Annotated in this window: 18 protein-coding genes; 2 read left to right on the forward strand and 16 right to left on the reverse strand. The window is 54.4% G+C overall.

What is annotated here, in order from left to right; genetic code table 11:
* Positions 1 to 67: 67 nt before the first annotated feature.
* From hpt to yabP, 11 genes are all read right to left on the reverse strand, one after another.
* Positions 68 to 607, reverse strand: a complete 540-nt coding sequence (gene hpt, locus TCARDRAFT_RS09255; RefSeq protein ID WP_007289725.1) for a hypoxanthine phosphoribosyltransferase — start codon at positions 605 to 607, stop codon at positions 68 to 70.
* Positions 601 to 2,007, reverse strand: a complete 1,407-nt coding sequence (gene tilS / locus TCARDRAFT_RS09260; protein ID WP_007289726.1) for a tRNA lysidine(34) synthetase TilS — start codon at positions 2,005 to 2,007, stop codon at positions 601 to 603. The genes hpt and tilS overlap by 7 nt, the downstream gene beginning before the upstream one ends.
* Positions 1,988 to 2,440, reverse strand: coding sequence for a threonine/serine exporter family protein (locus tag TCARDRAFT_RS09265; protein ID WP_007289727.1), 453 nt, complete (start codon positions 2,438 to 2,440; stop codon positions 1,988 to 1,990). Before TCARDRAFT_RS09265 ends, tilS begins: the two co-directional genes overlap by 20 nt.
* Positions 2,441 to 2,452: 12 nt before the next feature.
* Complete coding sequence (locus TCARDRAFT_RS09270) at positions 2,453 to 3,214, reverse strand: threonine/serine exporter family protein (RefSeq protein WP_232199114.1); 762 nt, start codon at positions 3,212 to 3,214, stop codon at positions 2,453 to 2,455.
* A gap of 175 nt (positions 3,215 to 3,389) precedes the next feature.
* Positions 3,390 to 5,834 carry a stage II sporulation protein E gene (gene spoIIE, locus TCARDRAFT_RS09275; RefSeq protein ID WP_007289729.1) on the reverse strand — a complete coding sequence of 815 codons (2,445 nt, stop codon included), beginning with the start codon at positions 5,832 to 5,834 and terminating at the stop codon, positions 3,390 to 3,392.
* 156 nt (positions 5,835 to 5,990) lie between these two features.
* Positions 5,991 to 6,935 carry a Ppx/GppA phosphatase family protein gene (locus TCARDRAFT_RS09280; RefSeq protein ID WP_007289730.1) on the reverse strand — a complete coding sequence of 315 codons (945 nt, stop codon included), beginning with the start codon at positions 6,933 to 6,935 and terminating at the stop codon, positions 5,991 to 5,993.
* 72 nt (positions 6,936 to 7,007) lie between these two features.
* Positions 7,008 to 7,427, reverse strand: a complete 420-nt coding sequence (locus tag TCARDRAFT_RS09285) for a S1 domain-containing RNA-binding protein (RefSeq protein ID WP_007289731.1) — start codon at positions 7,425 to 7,427, stop codon at positions 7,008 to 7,010.
* Between the two features lie 108 nt (positions 7,428 to 7,535).
* Positions 7,536 to 7,832, reverse strand: coding sequence for an FtsB family cell division protein (locus TCARDRAFT_RS09290; protein WP_007289732.1), 297 nt, complete (start codon positions 7,830 to 7,832; stop codon positions 7,536 to 7,538).
* An 82-nt stretch (positions 7,833 to 7,914) separates the two neighbouring features.
* Positions 7,915 to 8,391, reverse strand: coding sequence for a spore cortex biosynthesis protein YabQ (gene yabQ, locus TCARDRAFT_RS09295; RefSeq protein ID WP_007289733.1), 477 nt, complete (start codon positions 8,389 to 8,391; stop codon positions 7,915 to 7,917).
* A gap of 4 nt (positions 8,392 to 8,395) precedes the next feature.
* Entirely contained in the window at positions 8,396 to 9,124 is a 729-nt protein-coding gene (locus TCARDRAFT_RS09300) for a lytic transglycosylase domain-containing protein (RefSeq protein WP_007289734.1), read from the reverse strand.
* Positions 9,125 to 9,153: 29 nt separating this feature from the next.
* Positions 9,154 to 9,435 carry a sporulation protein YabP gene (yabP, locus tag TCARDRAFT_RS09305; protein ID WP_007289735.1) on the reverse strand — a complete coding sequence of 94 codons (282 nt, stop codon included), beginning with the start codon at positions 9,433 to 9,435 and terminating at the stop codon, positions 9,154 to 9,156.
* 121 nt (positions 9,436 to 9,556) lie between these two features.
* Between yabP and TCARDRAFT_RS16020 the strand changes: the two genes are divergently transcribed.
* Positions 9,557 to 9,937, forward strand: a complete 381-nt coding sequence (locus TCARDRAFT_RS16020; protein ID WP_007289736.1) for a hypothetical protein — start codon at positions 9,557 to 9,559, stop codon at positions 9,935 to 9,937.
* A 3-nt stretch (positions 9,938 to 9,940) separates the two neighbouring features.
* Here the strand turns inward: TCARDRAFT_RS16020 and TCARDRAFT_RS09315 are convergent, their stop codons facing one another.
* The 5 genes from TCARDRAFT_RS09315 to TCARDRAFT_RS09335 all read right to left on the reverse strand — a co-directional run bounded on the left by TCARDRAFT_RS09315 (position 9,941) and on the right by TCARDRAFT_RS09335 (position 16,324).
* Positions 9,941 to 11,152 (reverse strand): Ger(x)C family spore germination protein, encoded by a 1,212-nt coding sequence (locus TCARDRAFT_RS09315; protein ID WP_007289737.1) that lies wholly within the window; start codon positions 11,150 to 11,152, stop codon positions 9,941 to 9,943.
* A 46-nt stretch (positions 11,153 to 11,198) separates the two neighbouring features.
* Complete coding sequence (locus TCARDRAFT_RS09320) at positions 11,199 to 12,407, reverse strand: Ger(x)C family spore germination protein (protein WP_007289738.1); 1,209 nt, start codon at positions 12,405 to 12,407, stop codon at positions 11,199 to 11,201.
* On the reverse strand, positions 12,391 to 13,503 hold the full coding sequence (locus tag TCARDRAFT_RS09325; RefSeq protein WP_007289739.1) for a GerAB/ArcD/ProY family transporter: 1,113 nt from the start codon (positions 13,501 to 13,503) through the stop codon (positions 12,391 to 12,393). Before TCARDRAFT_RS09325 ends, TCARDRAFT_RS09320 begins: the two co-directional genes overlap by 17 nt.
* Positions 13,504 to 13,570: 67 nt before the next feature.
* Positions 13,571 to 15,226, reverse strand: a complete 1,656-nt coding sequence (locus TCARDRAFT_RS09330) for a spore germination protein (RefSeq protein ID WP_007289740.1) — start codon at positions 15,224 to 15,226, stop codon at positions 13,571 to 13,573.
* A gap of 114 nt (positions 15,227 to 15,340) precedes the next feature.
* Positions 15,341 to 16,324, reverse strand: coding sequence for a SpoIID/LytB domain-containing protein (locus TCARDRAFT_RS09335; protein ID WP_007289741.1), 984 nt, complete (start codon positions 16,322 to 16,324; stop codon positions 15,341 to 15,343).
* Positions 16,325 to 16,682: 358 nt separating this feature from the next.
* On the opposite strand from TCARDRAFT_RS09335, the gene TCARDRAFT_RS09340 reads away from it, so the two are divergent.
* Complete coding sequence (locus TCARDRAFT_RS09340) at positions 16,683 to 17,882, forward strand: iron-containing alcohol dehydrogenase (protein WP_007289742.1); 1,200 nt, start codon at positions 16,683 to 16,685, stop codon at positions 17,880 to 17,882.
* The last annotated feature ends 109 nt before the right edge of the window (positions 17,883 to 17,991 follow it).

The following is a 17,991-nucleotide window of genomic DNA, read 5'->3' on the forward strand; positions in this document are numbered from 1 at the left end:
CAAAATAGCATATGTAGCAATGAAGCCGCAACTGGCGGAGTGTTACATTGTAAATTGTATTCACCGCTTAGCTCTTATAAGCCTCCGGTTTTAGTATGCCGATAAAAGGCAAATTGCGGTACTTTTCCGCGTAATCAAGGCCATAGCCAACCACAAAATGGTCGGGAATGGTAAAGCCGTTGTAGTCGACCTGCACGTCCACCTTGCGTCGCTCCGGCTTGTTAAGCAGTGTGCAGATCTTAATGCTCGCCGGCTTGCGAGACCGCAGGTTGTCGAGGAGGTAATTGAGCGTCAGGCCGGAATCAATGATATCTTCTACAATCAAAAGGTGCTTGCCCTCCACGTCTTCGTCCAGGTCTTTGAGGATCCGGACCACGCCGCTGGAAGTAGTGGATGCGCCATAACTGGAAACGGCCATGAAATCGAGCGCGACCGGCACATCAATGGCGCGAGCCAGGTCGGCCATGAAAATAACGGCGCCACGCAGTACGCCGATCATTAAAATTTCTTTGCCGGCATAGTCAGCGCTGATTTGGCGGCCCATTTCCCGGATACGGGCGCTCAATTGCTCAGAAGAAAGCAAAATTTCCTGAATGTCCTCTAACACGTAATTTCCTCCTGCCTTATTAAAGTAAGCTCTAGAACCCGGCGCGTCGCACTGTCAGGCCGTCCCCGCGCAGACTGCCGGTAACCGGCTACCCACAGGATGCCGTCCTGATCGCAAATGAGCGGCACGCGGTCGCGCTCGCTCCGCGGCACTTTGGCGTCAATAAAAAATTCTTTGAGTTTTTTGCTCCCCTGCATGCCAGCGGGCCAAAACCGGTCGCCAGCAACGCGAGTGCGCACGACGAGCGGTGGCGACAGCGCCTGCCAGTCAAACACCGCTGTTAAGCGGCCTGTCGCCGCCGGAATCTCGTCATGCAAAGCGGCGGCAACCGCAAGGTTAAGCTCCGGCACTTCGGTCACCCCGGGAACGACAAGCGCACGGCCGGGCGGCGCAATGCCAACAGCCGCCCTAGCGCTTCCGGCACGGTCGACCGTTGCCAGTCCATCGTAGGTCCGGACGAACGACAGTCCACCCGGCAGGGTAAACAAACTACCCACTTTGCCGTCAAGCGCCATCTCTAACAATTTTTCCACATGCCAAAAACTTATTCCTGTCAGGCTGCCCCGTTTTTTTTCGATGGCCAGCCTTAGCACCTCCCGCCGGAGCGCAGTCGGCAGCGCCGCAAGGGCCGCGCTGTCCAGCGCCAACCTGCCCTCGGTCTCGTCTGCCACGCGCGTGTAGACATCGGCGGCACATTGCTTGAGAAAATCATATTGATCGGCCATAATTTCTGCGAGCCGGGCAAGGTTTTCGCCGATAGCTGGATTGTACTCGCGTGCCAGTAGCGGCAAAAGCTCCAGGCGCACCCGGTTGCGGAGATAGTCGGTGTGTAAATTAGAACTGTCCAAACAAGGCGTCAGACCCTCGGCCGCGCAATAATCCTCGATTTCCTGCCGCGTCACGCTTAAGAGGGGCCGAATAATGCCGCCGGCGGCAGGCTGCATTCCTCTCAAGCCCCCTGGCCCCGCGCCCCGCAAAAAATTTATCAGCACCGTTTCGGCCTGATCGTCGCGGTGATGACCGGTGGCAATTTTCGCCCCGCCCAGGCTGTCAGCCACCCGGCGCAGAAAAGCGTAGCGCAACGTGCGGGCAACCTCCTGGGTTGAGCCGCCCCGCTCCGCCAACACACCGGGAACATCGATGGCCGCTACCTGACAGTCAAGGCCGAGACGCCGGCAAAAAGCGCGCACAAACTCCGCCTCCCGCGCCGACTCGGCGCCACGCAGCATGTGATCGACATGGGCCACGACCATATCAAAGCCATAGGCGGGCTGCAGCCGATGCAAAAGATGAACAAGGGCCAGCGAATCGGGGCCGCCTGAGCAGGCGACCACCACCCGGTCGCCGGCCGTCAGTAGCCGGCGCCGCTCCACCAAAGCCTTAACTTTTTCCAGTATCATTTGCCTTCGCCACCCTGTAATTTATCACCAGCCGGTACACGGTCGCGCTAAGAAAAATGCCAAAGGCGATAGCACCGCCAGTCAGCATGGTCTGCATGGCCGTCGCTACTCCCTGTCCATACTGGCCTTCCACCATATAGCGCATGGCCGTATAGGCCTCCCGGCCCGGCACCAGCGGCAAAAAACCAGGAATTACAAAAATGGTGGTCGGCTTTTTCAGCAGCCGGGCCAAAAATTCAGATAAAAAGCCGACGGCGACACTGCCGAGAAAAGCGCCAAAAATAACATTCGCCCCGCTGGTTATGGCGATGTAGTATATAAGCCAGACGACGGCGCCGGTAAAGCTGCTGTATAATAGCAAATGGCGCGGGATGCGGTACAGCACTCCGACCGCCGTACCCATTAGAAAGACAGCGGCCAGTTTTATCGCCATAGACTTCTCCCCCTATATCGAAATCGCGAGAACGATAACCACGCCCATCGCTACCGCTATCGACGTCAAGGCCGCTTCCAGCCCGCGCGATAAGCCGCTAAGCAGATCGCCGGCGATAACGTCGCTGATGGCATTAGTAACCGCCACGCCCGGCACGAGGGGAATGATGCCACCGACAATAACAATATCACGGCTGATCTGGGGCCACAGCCAATTGACCGTCACGCCGGTAAGCGCCGCCACCATTGCGCCAAGAAACTCAAAAGTGAAGCGTACGCCATGCAGCCGCGATACAATGTGGGCAATATACCGGACCAGGGCGGCCGCCAGAAAAGCAAAGCCGGCTTCGCCCGGACCGGCGTTCTGGAGAACGGCAAATCCGACGCCGACCACGCCGGAAGCGACTACCGACGGTCCGAGAGAAAAGCCGCTCCGCTCTTTAGCAATATATTCCAGCAGGCTTAGAGCCGCCTCATAGTCCAGCCGTTGGTCGGCCAGCCGCCGCGACAGTTCATTGACCTTAGCGATGCGGTCCAGGTTAATCGTACGGTTATAAACCCGCCGCATCGTCGTCAGGGAATTGCCGGCGCTGTCAGTCACGGTAACAAACACGCCGGTCGGAATGACAAAACTCTCTACTTTAGCGGCCCCGCACGCGCGGGCCATGTGAGCCATCGTCTGCTCCACCCGGCTTGTTTCGGCGCCGTTTTTCAGCATGACTTCACCGGCCAGGATCACTAGGGCGACAATTTTCTCCAAAGAGATACCGTTCACCTGCTCACCATCCCGTAACATGGTCAAACTTTCTGCTATACCCTCTATTCTCCCGGCTCCGGACAATTTCCTGCTTAGATTTTTCACTGGCGATAGTCTGTCCCAATCAGGCGATTTTATCATCAACAAAGAAAAAAGCCCCCGGGGGCCTGGCATTATTCGTGATAAGTCATACTTACTGGACCAACAGTGACCGGTGGCAGATTTTGGCCACCAGCACCGTCATGTCATCCCGGAGTTTTGCGCCTGATAACTCCAGCGCCTGGTGCAAAAGTTTATCGGCGATTTCCTGCGGATCAGCGCTTGCCGTCCGCCGTAGGAAGTTAGCTACCCAATTCTCTTTGTCTGGACCGCGGTAAGGCGCATCGGCTACCCCGTCGCTGGCCATGACGATAATATCGCCGGACGCCAGCTGCGCTTTTACCGGATCAAACTCAATCTGGCTCAAGATCCCAACCGGCAACGAAGCTGACTTAATGGTCGCAACTTCCCGCACCCGCTTGACAAAACTGGGCGCCGAACCAATTTTGAGAAATTCGACTTCACCCGAATAGGTATCGATAATCGCCATATCAATGGTAGCAAAAGTCTCGTCCGGCGAGCGAAGCATAAACATTGAGTTGACCGTTTTTACCGCCAGGTCGACATCAAAACCGGCGGCGAGCAGCCTCTTGAGAAACTTGACCGCCCGGCCGCTTTCCGTCGCCGCCTCGTTGCCGCTGCCCATGCCGTCGCTAAGCACGAGAGCCACCCGTCCGCGGCTTAGCGGCATTACCATGCAGGTATCGCCACATACCCCCTTTGCATCTTTGGCGGCTGATGCCATGCCAGTCAGCACCTGGTAACTTTGGGCGGCCTGCATGGTTAACCGGCACTTTTTCCGCCGCATGGCATTGCCGCACTCGGCATGGAGAATCATCTTCTCATGAAACAGGTTGGCCGCCAGCGGCAGAAGGGTATTAAGACACTCCCGGGCGCCGCTGCAGGGATGTTTGCAGATTTCTATCGTAGCTCTGGCGCCGATGCCCTCTACCCGCACCTCGTCGACCGGACATTCGATTAAGGCGGCCTTGTCCTTAAGCGACCGGGCCATTTCCTCGTTGGTCTGCGGCTGACGGCCAATTTCCTGGACCAAATTGACTATGATGGCGCCAATGGCCTTGATCTGTTCGCTTACCATCCGGCGGCTTTCCCCGATTTTTTTGTACCAGAAGAAGGCAGTGCGGTTGCGTTCGGCCACCGCGCCGACCGTTTCGACCAACTCCTTACGCCGGACACAAGTGTCCCTAAGCGGTTTGGGCAGACTGCCGGCCGTGAGCGGCCCCGCCTCGGCCAGCGCGAGCGTATCCAGCATCGCCTGATAAGTACGGTAAAAATCGTAATCCCAACAGGCAGACCGCCGTTCGCAGGGGCCGCATACGCGCTCGCCCACCGCAGCCAGCAGAGCGGTCAGCTCATTGTGGCGCAGTTTCCCCTGCGCTTCATCGGCGGAAAACTCCCCAAAGGCACCGGCCAAATCCTGAAACAGTTCGGCCAGACAGGTCAATTTGGCAGCGGCCGCGGCCAGCCGCTCACTGTCTTCATCCAGGCCAGCTTCTCCGGCCGCAGCTTGTCCAGGCTGCCACCAAGCCAACCGGCGCGCCGGCACAACCAATAGCAGCCCACCGGCCACCGCTATCTCGGTGAGGATTGTCGCCAATTCCACCATATGCCCAAAGTAAAGCACAGTCAGGGCGCCCCCTAGGACAAAACCGCCAATTACGGCAAACTTGCCAAGCTGGCGCACCAGGCCGGCTGACAGCCCGGCCAGGGCATAGAGAGCGATAGCCATCGATGCGTTGCCATCACTTAGCCCCACTACCAGCCCTACGGCGACGCCCGCCGCTGCGCCCAATCCCGGACCGCCGGCCAAAGCTAAGGCCATAACGAGTAGGCTGCCGGTCATGTTGCGCAGGCTGTAGCCCCACACGCTGAAATCGCCGAGACCGGCAACGGCAACGGCCAGAATAATGACTGCGTAGAGAACGCCCTCACCGGCAAGCGCGCCAGGCGACCGCGCGATAAATAACGGCGTCCCGTAGGCGAACAGACACGAGAGAACCATACATAGGGCGGCGTCAAACAGAACCAGCAGAATGCTGTACAGGGTGGCCTGCTGCCAGACGACAAAGGCCAGGCCGCTCAAGGTTACCGTGGCAAAAAAGAAAAGCGGTACGGCCAACATTTTACGCTCGAGGCGCGATAGCTTGTCCACTAAACGTAAATATAGCAAAATCGAAAAACCATAAACGCCGGCCTCGGGATAATAGCCGGCCGACAGCACCCCGGCCGTCGCCCATAAACCGGTGGTAAAGGCCAGCTGCGGCGCCGCCTGGGCAACGGCCGCAAAAAAGGCTAGGCCAAAGGGCGCCATTTCACCAAGAATGGAAACGCGGGCCAATAAAAACGCCAAAACGTTGACCAGAAGGTAGTCGGGACGTACAATTGACGACACAAGTTCACCCAAACGGCTGAATATGTGCGGACGGGATATTTTTCGCGCCAGCCGGCCGGGCGCCGTCGGACGGCCAGGCACCTGTACTGGCTCCGATGGTAAATTAATGACTGATACTTTTGGCATATTTTCCACCCCTGCTCAGTTGTCGTATCATTATTTTACAGAAAATTCCAGATAAAACATGTCTGAATAACTACTGCCAGGAAAAAAAAATCCGACACTGAGTGGGCGAAAATACAAAAAACTACCGGCCACAAATCCGGCCGGCAGTAAAAATAGTTACAGGACCGGCAGTTTCTTGTCGAAGTGCCAGGAGCCATGGTAGACAGCCAGATAGTTAACTACCCCTTCCAAAATATCCTGGTCGCTGACCGTGATGCCGTCGGCGCCGAACCGTTTGACAACAGCCGCCAGGATGGCGGCGCCATAGACAATAATGTCGGCCCGCTCAGGCTGCAGTCCCGGTACACGCCGCCGCTCATCAAGGGGCATAGCGGCCAGCTCTGCCAATAGTTGTTCAATGTCGCCGAGCGTCAAGTAAAACCCGTGCACTTTGGCGCTGTCATACACCGTAAGCTGCTGCTTAATAGCGGCAAGCGAAGTTGCCGTACCGCCGACGCCAATCAGGCGGGACGGCCAAGGCAGCCGCGGCGCAGCCGCCAGTGCGGCGCCAATATAGTCATTCACCGCCGCCAAATCACTAACCGCCCCGCCGGGCCCGGCGGGGAAGAGTTCAGCTAGCCGCACGGCGCCAAGTTTGAGACTTTCCGCCGCCTGAAGCACCCCGTCATGGCCATAGGCCAGTTCGGTACTGCCGCCGCCGATATCAACGACAAGACAATCCCCCCGGCCCGTGTCGCCAAGCATCGCCCCGGCATAGGCAAGACGCGCTTCGGTCACTGCGTCAAGAATATGTACGTCCACCCCTGCTAAATCGCGGCACAAATGCGCGAACCGCAAGCCGTTAACCGCTTCCCGCACGGCGCTGGTGGCAAAGGCAACTACTTCGTCCGCGCCGCGTGCGCGGGCGGCGCGAGCCATATTCGCTACCGCCCGCACGGTACGCGCGATGGCGTCGGCACTGAGAGCGCCGCTATGGTGCACTCCCTGTCCCAGGCGCGTACTGTCCAGGTCTTTGTAGAGCGGGCGAAGCCGCCCGTCCTGCCACTCGGCGACCAAGAGCCGCACCGAGTTTGTGCCAATATCAATCGCCGCTTTGATCATAATTTCACCTGCTTTATGCTTTTTTATGATAAAAAGAGCATTCCGAAGAATGCTCTTGAAAAATATCTGTCCCTATTCCGCCCGGCGGGCGCTGCCGCGTCCCCCCCGTTTGGACTCGGTATTGCGTTTTAAATCAGAAAGGCGGTCTTCACTGTCGCGAAGAAACTTACTCAGTTTGTCTTCAAATGAAAGAGAATGTTGTCGGCTGTGTCGCCGGTCGTTGACAGGTGGTCTTTTTGATCCCTGCGGCGAGCTGGGCGCCTGCAGTTGCCTGATAGACAAGCCGATTTTGCCGCGTTCATCGATGGACAGAACCTTAACTTTTACCCGGTCCTGCTCCTTCAGGAAATCTTTGACATCCCGGACGTACACATCTGCCACTTCCGAAATGTGCACCAGTCCAACCTTTCCTCCCGGCAGTTCGACAAAGGCCCCGAAGTTCGTGATCCCTGTCACCACTCCTTCAACCACGCTGCCAACCTCGATGGACATGCTAATCAAATTTCCTCCTTAAAAACTACTAGTGTTTTTGCAACCATATTATACCCTTGACCTAAAAAATGTGTCAAGGAATGTTGCCGTCATCAAAATATTACAAGCCTAGTCGCGGCCGGCCGGAATGAACGGCACTTCGCCCGGTTTGACAAGTCCCAGTTCCTCACGAGCCAGTTTTTCCACATAGGCCGGCGTTGTCAGGCGCTGCCTCTCTTCCTGCAAAGCCTTGTTCTGCTGCCGGACCTCCTCCAGCCGGGCCCGGGTTGCCGCCATTTCCTGGCGGATGGCGGCGAGTTCGGTATACTGACCGTACAGTACATAGCCGAAATAGCCGATAAGCCCCAGCATTACCAGCCGGAACCAATTAAAACGGTATTTTTTCCCTTGCCGAAGATGCGCCATTACTATCCACACCACTTTAGTGAGATATTATGTTTTTATATTCGCGGCGGCGAGGCAAATTCCTCTTTCTGGGAATATAAAATCAGTCAGGCGGCGGAACATTTTCCTCTGGCGGCGGGCCCGGCGGCCGGCGCAGCCTACTAACCAGCCGCCCAACATAGCCAAACGGCAGCCACATCATGCGCACTGCCAAAACAACGGGTTTGACCAAGAGCCACAGCAGGATTAAGCGCACCCACCGCATAACGGCGGCGACAGTCCGGACCAGGCGCATCAAAAAGTACCTGGCCGGACGGCCTAGCAGGCGATAATAGCCGGCGGCCCCCGTCGCCAGCGCCAGAAAGACATACAGCCTAAGTTCACCGCCGTTAGCCCCCAAAAGCGCCACGAAGGTGACGGCGGCCGCGGCCAGCCAGTAGGCCAGATCACCGATGGCGGTGATAAACCACCGGGGCTTAAACCAGCTGTACAGCACCCGGTAAAAATCAAATAACAGGCCAAGCAGCACGCCGGTCAGAACCATCGTCAAAAAAGCGCTGGCCTGAACGTTTATTTCCACTCGCTCACCTCCATCGCCAGGATCGGTGCAGCTTATGCAAAAACCGCGCCAATACGGGCAGCATAAACAGCGTCAGCGCCAGCAGCCAGCCTAACGCGCGCCGCGCCCGTTCCCACGCCGCACCGGCCGCTTGAACGGGCATAGCCGGAGACTGCATCTGATGCCAATAGTGGATAATCCGCGCGACATACTGCTGGGTTTCGGCATAAGGCGGAACGCCGCCGTAATAATCGACGGCGCCCGGCCCGGCATTATACGCGGCCAGGGCCAGGTCCAGCCGCCCCGGATAGCGCCCGGCAAGTTCGGCTAGATACGCCGTTCCCACCCGGATGTTAAGCTCCGGGTCGAAAAAGCACTCGCGCGTGCAATCGCCCTCATGCCGGCCGGCGCAGGCCTTGATCCGCCCGTTAACCTGCCGCCAGGTATCGGGAATAATCTGCATCAGCCCATAGGCGCCCGCCCGCGATACCGCCCGAGGCTGAAAAGAGCTTTCCGCCTGAATGACGCAGGCGACAACCTGGGCGCTTACCCCGGCGGCGCGGGAATGGCGGTTAATCAGGTCGGCGTAAGGCACGTTTTTCACCGGCTGCCACGCCGCAGCCGCGGTATTGAAACGAATAGCAGCCGCCCGCCGGCTGTAATCGGCCAGCCACCACGCCAGTCCATAACCTGCCACTTCCAGCGCCAGAAAGCAAAGGAGCAGATACCACAATTTAATCAGCAGGCGGCGCAAGGCTTTTCTCCTTTCGCGAGCTTGTGGACTTACTTAAGTAGACGGCCGAGCAGCCCTTTCTTGTTCTTCGTCTCTTCGTCATAGGTTAGCGATTTGATCACGCCCTCTACCATAATATTGCCTTTGTCAAGGCTGAGCTGCTTGATGTCGAGCCCTTCACCCTTGATAACCAGCGTGCCCCGTTCCGTTTCCATTATAATTTCGTGTTCATCATAGCTTCCAAGGCCAACAACGCCTTCGACCGTCAACTCCTCCCGGTCAACCAGGGTGATTTGGTGTCGCCACTTCGGCGTTTTATCATCTATCGGCATACCCTTCCCTCCTCGCAACGCATCTCATTGATGTTTATGAAGAAGAGAGGTAAAAAATTACCAGTCTTTCGACCCTGGAAATTAGTAAGTGGAAAGTGGTAAGTGGTGGCAATTTATTGGCATGAACACTTTAGCGGTACATTTTATCCGATTGGGTCTTGGTTTTGGCCGCGGCATGATATTTTGCGGTTGCTTTGTCAAAAATAATCTTGGTAAGGCAATGGAAAAACAGTTTAAGGCTGAAAACAAACCGGAAAGGAAATTTGCCATGAACATCGACCTATACACCGTCTGGCAAAAACTAGCCTTCCTGATCGTACATAAAACAACGCTCTGGCTGCTTATCGTCCTGCTTGGCACCGCCTTAGCCTCATGGCGGCTGGCGGTAGTCCTTGACAAGCATAATGCCCGGCAACGGGAAGCCAGCCTGGCACGAAAAACGGCTGTAGGGTATGCCGCTACAGCCGTTATCCTGTGGCTCCTAAGCGTAGTTTTAGGGTGAGCATTACTTATGCTCGCCGATATTGCGGATAGTTACATTGACGGACACTACGAGCGGAACGGTTGGATAAATCTCATCCCACCGGTCCTTAATTTTTGCCCATATTTTTGGCTTATAGGCCTTTAATTTACCGGCGAAACGGGGAGCATCCACCCCCAATTTCTGGCAAACGCCCAGAGAATATAAGACATTGCGCTTCACTTCTTCGGCAAACAGCACCTCCAGTTTACGAATATAGTCAGGATTCTTGGTATCATGGCTGGGGCACTGCACCTCGCCAATATTACCCCGCATGTAAATATCCAGAGTAAAATAAATATTGTCGCCCTCCCCATGAGGCTCGAGTTTGGTGTCATGGTTGAACAGCTCAAAGACCAGCATTTCCCCTGGGTGGTCCGGGCAGCCAACCGTTATAATGGCCGATTTTTCGGTACCGTGGATAAATCTCAGCCCTTTTACACCATATTCGTCTAGATACCCGACAAATTTATCTTTTTTAAACAGCGCCTGGCCGCCCAGCTTCACTACCTTATTAGACAGCTCAATCCGCGGCACGATTACATCGACCCCGGCGTCGATATGCTGAGAAATATAACCAAGGTCAGCCCGTGCTGCCGCCACATGCACATTTTTCAGATGGAGGTCAGCCATTTTGGCCAGGAATATCCCGCCCGGCTCGCCGCTGGGCGGGATATACTCAAGAAACGGCCGCGCTTCACCCGGGGTAAGATAGACTTTAATCCGCCAGCGCGCTTCCCCGTCGCGGCGGAAAAAATCGAGGATGGGCTCAAGGCCACCGGCTTCTTTTACCGCCGCCTCACTGATAATAATGGTCTGGATATGTTCAAGCCACAGACTCTTGCTGCTCTGCCCCAGCGTATCGCGAATCATTTCAAAGATGGACTGGCCAGTATTGGAAAGGACATAGGTTTTGCCTTCGGCTTCCTTTTCATCCCCTTCGCCGCCTGAGACCAAGCGCAAAACCTGCAAACTCAGCCGGTAACGCTTGGCGCCATGGGGCTGGACAAAGGTTTCGGTCCGGGTTACCGCCCCGTCTTGGCTGCCAATCTGCCCGGCATCAGCGGTATCAATGGCCGCGGCCAGGACAAAATTGCGGTCCTGCAGTTCCCGCCGGTCCCAGCATCCGGACAGCAGCAAAGCAAGGCAGATGATAGCGATATAGCCGCAGATTCGCTTATTGACTTTATCCTTCATATACTACCCCGCTTTCGCTGCCAGGCCAGGATTAGCTTGGCTGCTGCTATTTATGGGCGCCGATATTCCGGATGGTCACATTGACTGATACTACCATCGGAATGGTCGGGTAGATCTCATCCCACCGTTCCTCGATTTTTTTCCAAACTTTGGGTTCATGGGCTTTTAGTTTAGTACTAAACCTCAGAGCATCCACCCCAAGAGCTTGCAGAACATCCTTGGCGTACATGACCGATCGCTTCACTTCCTCGGCAAACAGCAGCTCCAGTTTACGAATGTGTTCAGGGTTCTTGGTATCGTGGCCAGTCCCCTGGATCTCGCCGATATTGCCCCGCATGGCAATATCTAGGGTAAAATAAATATTGTCGCCCACCACATGGGGCTCAAGTTTGGTATCATGATTAAACAACTCAAAGACCAGCACTTCCCCGGGATGGTCAGGACAGTTCACCGAAAAAACGGCCGATTTTTCGGTGCCGTGGATAAATTTCAGACCGGTAACAGCGTATTCATCAATATAACCGACAAATTTATCTTTTTTAAACACCGCGAGACCGCCCACCTTGACTACCTTGTCGGCCAGCTCAATCCGCGGGATGATGACGTCAGCCTTATTGTCGATCATCTGGGTAATATACCCGAGGTCGGTGCGCGCACCGCCCACATGTACATTGCGGGGGTGAAGCTGGGCGATGCGGGCCAGAAAGAGCCCGCCCGGTTCACCGGTAGGCGGCTTGTATTCCACCAGAGGCCGCGCTTCTCCTGGTGTTATGTATACTACAATGCGCCAGCGCATTTCCGCATCGCGGCGGAACAAGTCAATGATCGGAGACAAGCCGGCCTGCTTTACCGCCGCTTCACTGATAACAATGGTCTGGATATGCTCAAAAAACAGGCCCTTACTGGTCTGTCCCAGCATGTCACGAAGCATTTCAAATATGGACTGCCCGGTATTGGAGATAACATAGGTCCTGACGGCTGCCGCTTTCTTGCCCTCCGGTTCGGCCGCCTGAAAGCGCATGAGCTGGAAACTTACGCGATAACGCTTCTCGCCATGAGGCTGGACAAAGGTTTCGGTGCGTGTTACCGCTGCACTTTGGTCGCTCCTATGTCCGGCATCAGCCACATCGATAGCTGCCGCCAGAACAAAATTGCGGTCCTGCAACTCCCGCCGGTCCCAGCAGCCGGTAAGCAGTAAGCAAAGACAGATAATGGCAATATAGCCCAGGGCGCTTTTCTTAACCGCACCGTTCATGCCATCGCCGCTTTCGCCGCCAGGCCAGGATTAGGGTCAGCGGCACGACCGCCAGCGAAAACCCGAGCCCCAGCCAGGTCGCTATTTTACTCATTATCTCGAATGTCTTAAAACCGGATAATAATTCATTACCTAAATACAACAGAGGAGCAAGCGCCATTACCCATGGCCGGTGGTCAGCATAATGGTAGTGCCGCATACAAACCTGGGCTACTATAAATAACATGACGGCCAAAGTATCAAATACAATCGGTATCCAGGCGATAACCAGATAGTTCTCCAAGCGTTCAATAAAAGTGCCGGGCAGTTCGACCGCGCGAATGACCATGATGGCCGGATAAACCGCATTCTTCGCGCTCGCGGCGGTCAATACCCCGACGATTATGACCATGATTGACACAAAGATCAGGCCCATACAGCCGAACGCCCCGCCCACGGCCTTTTCCATGCTAATTTTGCCCCTGGCCACTGCCGGCAAGAGCAGCAGAATAATTTCATAACCGCTGTACATGTCCCAGCTTTTCAAGCTTGCGGCTATTACCTCGGCGATATCTTCCGGCAGCAGCGGCAGTAGGTTTTCGGGCTGGAAATTTAATAGACTAAGCAGCCACATGCCAACCAGCATCGGGACGGCAAGAAAAAATAATAATTGCAACACTCGTAAGATGGTTCCCCAGTCTTGCAAGGCACAGTATGTACTGGCTGCCAATATGCCCATGGCCACTACCGCCGGCGGCGTCCGGTCAAACATAATAAACGTGATTGCCCGGCTGAAGCAACATAAGATTAGGGTGAAAACCAGCATATAAAGTAAGTTGAACCACCAGATAACGATACTGCCGCCCCACCGTCCCCATAACCGCGGCATGTATTCCACCATTGTTTCCTCCGGATACTGCTTGCCCAGCTTGATCATCAAATAGGCTGCCCCATAAAAGATGAAACCGCCTAGCAGGACACTCAGCCAGGTCGCCTGGGCTGTCTGTTTAATTAATTCAGCCGGCATTATGATGATTTGCGCGCCAATAGCAGTTGTGGCCACGACAAGGCCTAACTGCATCGCCGACATTTTGGTTTTAGCTTCCAGATTAGCCAATATATTTCACCACCTTGTCCGCTTCTGTAGCCTGAAATTGTTTCGCCTAAATGGATTTCGCTGCAGATTAGTCATGGTCGTCCCCTATCCTGGTCCGCTCCTGAGGGCCCATTTCTTTGGGCCGGGCCTGCAAAAATTTTGCAGGAAACCGCACCAGCATATCCTTCCAGTCTTCGAGCAGCGTAATATCCAGCAAGCCCCCAAGGTATGACTCGCCAAAACTGCGTAGCGAACACATATGGACAGTAATAATTAACAATCCCAATATCACGCCATATAACCCTAAAACCGACGCCAAGATTAACAGCGGTACCCTCAGCGACCGAAGGGCTATGCTAAAGTGATAAGAAGGCATCGTGTAAGAGGCGATAGCAGTGGTGGCAATAACGACCACCAAGAGCGGGTTGACCAGCGCCGCCTGGACAACGGTGGTGCCGATGACCAGACCGCCTACTACGCCGGCAGCGCCGGCGAATTTTTTCGGCAGCCGGATAATGGCTTCCTGGAAAATTTCCAGAAAAGTCTCCATCATGACCGCCTCTATCAGCGACGGAAAAGGCGTCCGAGCCCTGAGCTCGGCAATGGAAATGGCCAGGGTCGTCGGCAACATCCCGGGGTGAAAAGAAACAATGGCAATATAAATCGCCGGCAGGTAAATCGCCAGAAACGCCGACGCATGGCGAGTAAAGCGGATGAGGCTGGCCACGGTGGGCCGGGCGGTATAATCATCCGTGCTTTGCATTAAATTAGCGTAGGTGCAAGGAACAATCAATGAAAACGGGGTGTTGTCCACGATGATGCCTACCCGCCCTTCATACACCGCTGCCACCATTGTTTCCGGCCGTTCCGTGACCTGCACCTGGGGAAACGGCGTCCAGGGGTGGTCGCTCAAAGCTTCTTCCACCGTTGCAGATAATATGACATTGTCGATTTTTAGCAGGCTTAACCGGCGCTCAACCTCTTCCACCAAGCCGGGCTTAACTAAATTAGCGGCGTACACCAAAGCAATGGCCGTCCTGGTCCGCTCCCCCAGCTTCAGGACGCGGACTTTGACGTTGGGATCGCGAGTGCGGCGGCGGATGAGCACAATATTGTCACTAAGCGTTTCATTAAACGCATCCTGGGGCCCCCGCACTACCCCTTCGCTTTTAGCTTCTTCAACCGAACGCTTCACATGCTTGACCGTGCCAATTGTGAACGCCTCTGCTATGCCGTCGACCAGCAGCAGTGCGTTGCCGGTCATAACGGCCTCAATGGCCTCGCTGGCCTGGGAAATCACAGTTAAAGACGCGGAGGTCAACAATTGATTAACCAACGCGCTGGGATCAGCGTGGACCTGCCCCCCCTGCCCGGGGGACATCAGCGTTTCCAGGACGTTTTTTTCCAGCAGGGTAAGGTCGGTTAAACCGTCGAGAAAGACCAGCAGCGCCTGGCGCTGACCAGCATTAAAGGAACGGTATTTAATATCGTCGCAGTCGCGGAACACAACGCGTAATAATTGTTCATTTTTAGCCAGCACCGGCGTAAAAATAAAGGGTTGGCCCGGAGGAGCAGCAACCTGACGAAGATCGGCAACGATTTGGCTTAGTTCTTCGCCGATTTCGGCGCTTTCGGCAGTGAGCCTGCGCAACCGGGCCAGTTCTCTGCCGGCCTCGGCCAGGGAAGCATCAGGCAAACGAGCAGATAGCTTTTTGACTGGCTGGCATTGTTTGTCCTGCACCATACCCCCCCTTTTTCCACTTGGTATTTTCCGCATTTTATGGGAAGCTTATACCAGGACACGTCTTTTAAAACCGTGATATAAGCAGCAAAGCCGGGGTCTTGCCCCGGCTTTACGTTATTGCCAGCGTTTTTCGATTGTTATACCCCGGTAGTAGTGGCCGATAATCTCTTCCGGCTTCTTGCCGTCTTGGGCCAATTTATGGGCGCCCCACTGCGACATGCCTACCCCGTGGCCGTAGCCCTTGCCGATAAAGGTTATACTGTCGCCGCTTACTTCCACTTTGTCTAACAGTAGTGACTTAAGTTTCGTGCTGTCTAGGGCTACGCGCAGCGCCGGCCCTGATACCTGCACATTCTTGTTGACGACAAAGACAGTCGTCCGTCCGGAAGGCCCTTTTTGCCCGATTTCGAAACTGTCGATGCGGTCGACGCGCTGGCCCGCCTTTGCCAGAGCAGCCATTACATCTTGTTTAGAAAACGTTGCCGTCCAGTTTTGTACCTCGGGCGGCGCGAGGTCGTCGGGGGACTGGACGCTCTGGATGTAGGGCGGTTCTGGTTCCTTGTAGTCGAGCCCCTCTTTGGCAGTGGCCGTCACGCCGCCAGCGCTGGCATGAAACCATGTCTTGGCGGGTTTACCCTGGTAGGTAATAATCATGCCGCGAGTCATCTGTACGGCCTGTTTCACCCGGTCATTGACGGCGGCGGCGTTATAGGCCTGAAACTCCTTGATGTCGGTTGACGCCTGTGTGCCCCGCGCGGGAACACCGCCTTTTGTCTCAATGGCCTCCACGGTAAAAGTACGGGCGATAATGGCTTGGGCGGCCAGCGCCTCGACCGGCCAGTCATTTTTCATTTCGCCGGCTACTACCCCGGCGATGTAGTCTTCCATTTTCATGGTCTTCTTTTCACCGGTCTCATGCATATACACCAGAATGTCCGGCTCGGCCCCTTGCACGGCCTGCTTTTGCGGCGGCGGCCCCGGCGGCGCGGGCTGCGGTTTTGGCTGGGGCGGTTTAAACAGATTGCAGCCGCCTAGCACTAACACAACCGCCAGCAAAAATGTTGGCAACCAAAACCATTGCTTCCACGTTTTCGACATATGATGCACCTCCTCACCTCTTAGTATGGCAGAAGACAAATAAAACATGTGGTTTGCTATATTTTTATCGTCAAAGATTTGTTATTCCTGACAGAACGTAAAACCCGCTCACCCACACTCCCCCTATGCTTCCTACGATACTCTGTAAATTTCCAGAAGTTACATTTGCTATTGCAATTCAAAAGTATAATATTTTGTGAAAACTGGAACTGTTTTTGTATTTTAAACACAAAAACAGTTATAATAACTTTTAGCAGTCGAAAATAGTTATTTTTTTCACAAATCCAAGTTTGGCAAACTATCATAAATGTAATATGCTCAAAATAAGCATATTATTTATTAAAAAAGAGGTGCTACTATGTGGGAAAAAAGCGTCGATATTAACCTTATCAGCGAAATACGTGCTAAAACAACGGTTTATTTAGGCGTAGGCGCAATCGGTAAAATAACCGATATCGCCCAAGAATTGAGCAAAAAGGGCATAAACAAAGCCGTTGTTGTAACAGGTAAATCTTCACATATTAAAACAGGTGCATGGGACAAAGTAAAGCATGCCTTAGACGCTGCCAACATCGCCTATACACTCTATAGCAAAGTAACGCCTAATCCAACTGTTGATCAAGTAGATGAAGCTGCACATCTTGCTCGCGCTTTTGGCGCCCAAGCGGTAATCGCCATCGGTGGCGGCAGCCCGATCGACGCTGCGAAAAGCGTAGCCATCCTTTTAGAGTATACTGACAAAACGGCCCGCGACATTTATGAATTTAAGTTTACACCAGTCAAAGCAGCGCCGATTGTTGCTATAAATCTCACGCATGGCACCGGTACTGAAGTCGACCGCTTCGCCGTGGTCAGCATCCCGGAAAAAGAATATAAGCCTGCCATTGCCTATGACTGTATTTACCCGCTATATGCGATCGATGACCCCGCATTAATGACAATGCTTCCTGTCGATCAAACAATTTATGTAACAATCGATGCCGTTAACCATGTTGTTGAAGCAGCCACAACCACGGTAAATAATCCATTTGCCATTAGTTTGGCTCGTGAAACGATTAAATTAGTCGCCGAATACCTCCCCCGGGCAAAACAAGACCCGCAGGATTTACAGGCGCGCTACTTCCTCCTCTATGCTTCCCTAATCGCTGGCATATCCTTTGACAACGGTCTACTGCATTTTACGCACGCTCTTGAACACCCCTTAAGCGGCGTCCGTCCCGAGCTAGCCCATGGCAAAGGCCTTGGCATACTCTTGCCTGCCGTAGTCAAACAAATTTATCCTGCCAAAGGTGCCATCCTGGCAGATATTTTGGCGCCTATCATTCCTGGCCTCACAGGTGCAGAAAACGAGAGCCCCAAAGTATACACTGCCTTGAAAAACTGGCTTAAATCAATGGGAATAAGCGCTCGCTTGGCGGATGAAGGGTTTACGGCTGGCGACATTGATAAATTAGTTAAGCTCGCCTTTGAAACACCCAGCCTTAAAACCCTGTTAGATCTAGCACCTGTGCCGGCGACTCCCGAAGTCGTACGCAATATATATAGCGACGCATTATGATTTTGGTTAAAACCCCCCATTGCCAGCTACTGGCAATGGGGGGTTTTATATCCTCGTTTTTAATTATGTCCTTTTACGCCTTAAACTGGCCGACAATTATTGCCAGCTC

The organism is Thermosinus carboxydivorans Nor1, assembly GCF_000169155.1.
GTDB classification, from domain to species: Bacteria; Bacillota; Negativicutes; order Sporomusales; family Thermosinaceae; genus Thermosinus; species Thermosinus carboxydivorans.

Coding starts and splice junctions, on each gene's coding strand:
- tilS (WP_007289726.1), bottom strand. CDS start 2,007: ATGATACTGGAAAAAGTTAAGGCTTTGGTGGAGCGGCGCCGGCTACTG.
- TCARDRAFT_RS09265 (WP_007289727.1), bottom strand. CDS start 2,440: ATGGCGATAAAACTGGCCGCTGTCTTTCTAATGGGTACGGCGGTCGGA.
- spoIIE (WP_007289729.1), bottom strand. CDS start 5,834: ATGCCAAAAGTATCAGTCATTAATTTACCATCGGAGCCAGTACAGGTG.
- TCARDRAFT_RS09280 (WP_007289730.1), bottom strand. CDS start 6,935: ATGATCAAAGCGGCGATTGATATTGGCACAAACTCGGTGCGGCTCTTG.
- TCARDRAFT_RS09285 (WP_007289731.1), bottom strand. CDS start 7,427: ATGTCCATCGAGGTTGGCAGCGTGGTTGAAGGAGTGGTGACAGGGATC.
- TCARDRAFT_RS09290 (WP_007289732.1), bottom strand. CDS start 7,832: ATGGCGCATCTTCGGCAAGGGAAAAAATACCGTTTTAATTGGTTCCGG.
- yabP (WP_007289735.1), bottom strand. CDS start 9,435: ATGCCGATAGATGATAAAACGCCGAAGTGGCGACACCAAATCACCCTG.
- TCARDRAFT_RS16020 (WP_007289736.1), top strand. CDS start 9,557: ATGAACACTTTAGCGGTACATTTTATCCGATTGGGTCTTGGTTTTGGC.
- TCARDRAFT_RS09315 (WP_007289737.1), bottom strand. CDS start 11,152: ATGAAGGATAAAGTCAATAAGCGAATCTGCGGCTATATCGCTATCATC.
- TCARDRAFT_RS09320 (WP_007289738.1), bottom strand. CDS start 12,407: ATGAACGGTGCGGTTAAGAAAAGCGCCCTGGGCTATATTGCCATTATC.
- TCARDRAFT_RS09330 (WP_007289740.1), bottom strand. CDS start 15,226: ATGGTGCAGGACAAACAATGCCAGCCAGTCAAAAAGCTATCTGCTCGT.
- TCARDRAFT_RS09335 (WP_007289741.1), bottom strand. CDS start 16,324: ATGTCGAAAACGTGGAAGCAATGGTTTTGGTTGCCAACATTTTTGCTG.
- TCARDRAFT_RS09340 (WP_007289742.1), top strand. CDS start 16,683: ATGTGGGAAAAAAGCGTCGATATTAACCTTATCAGCGAAATACGTGCT.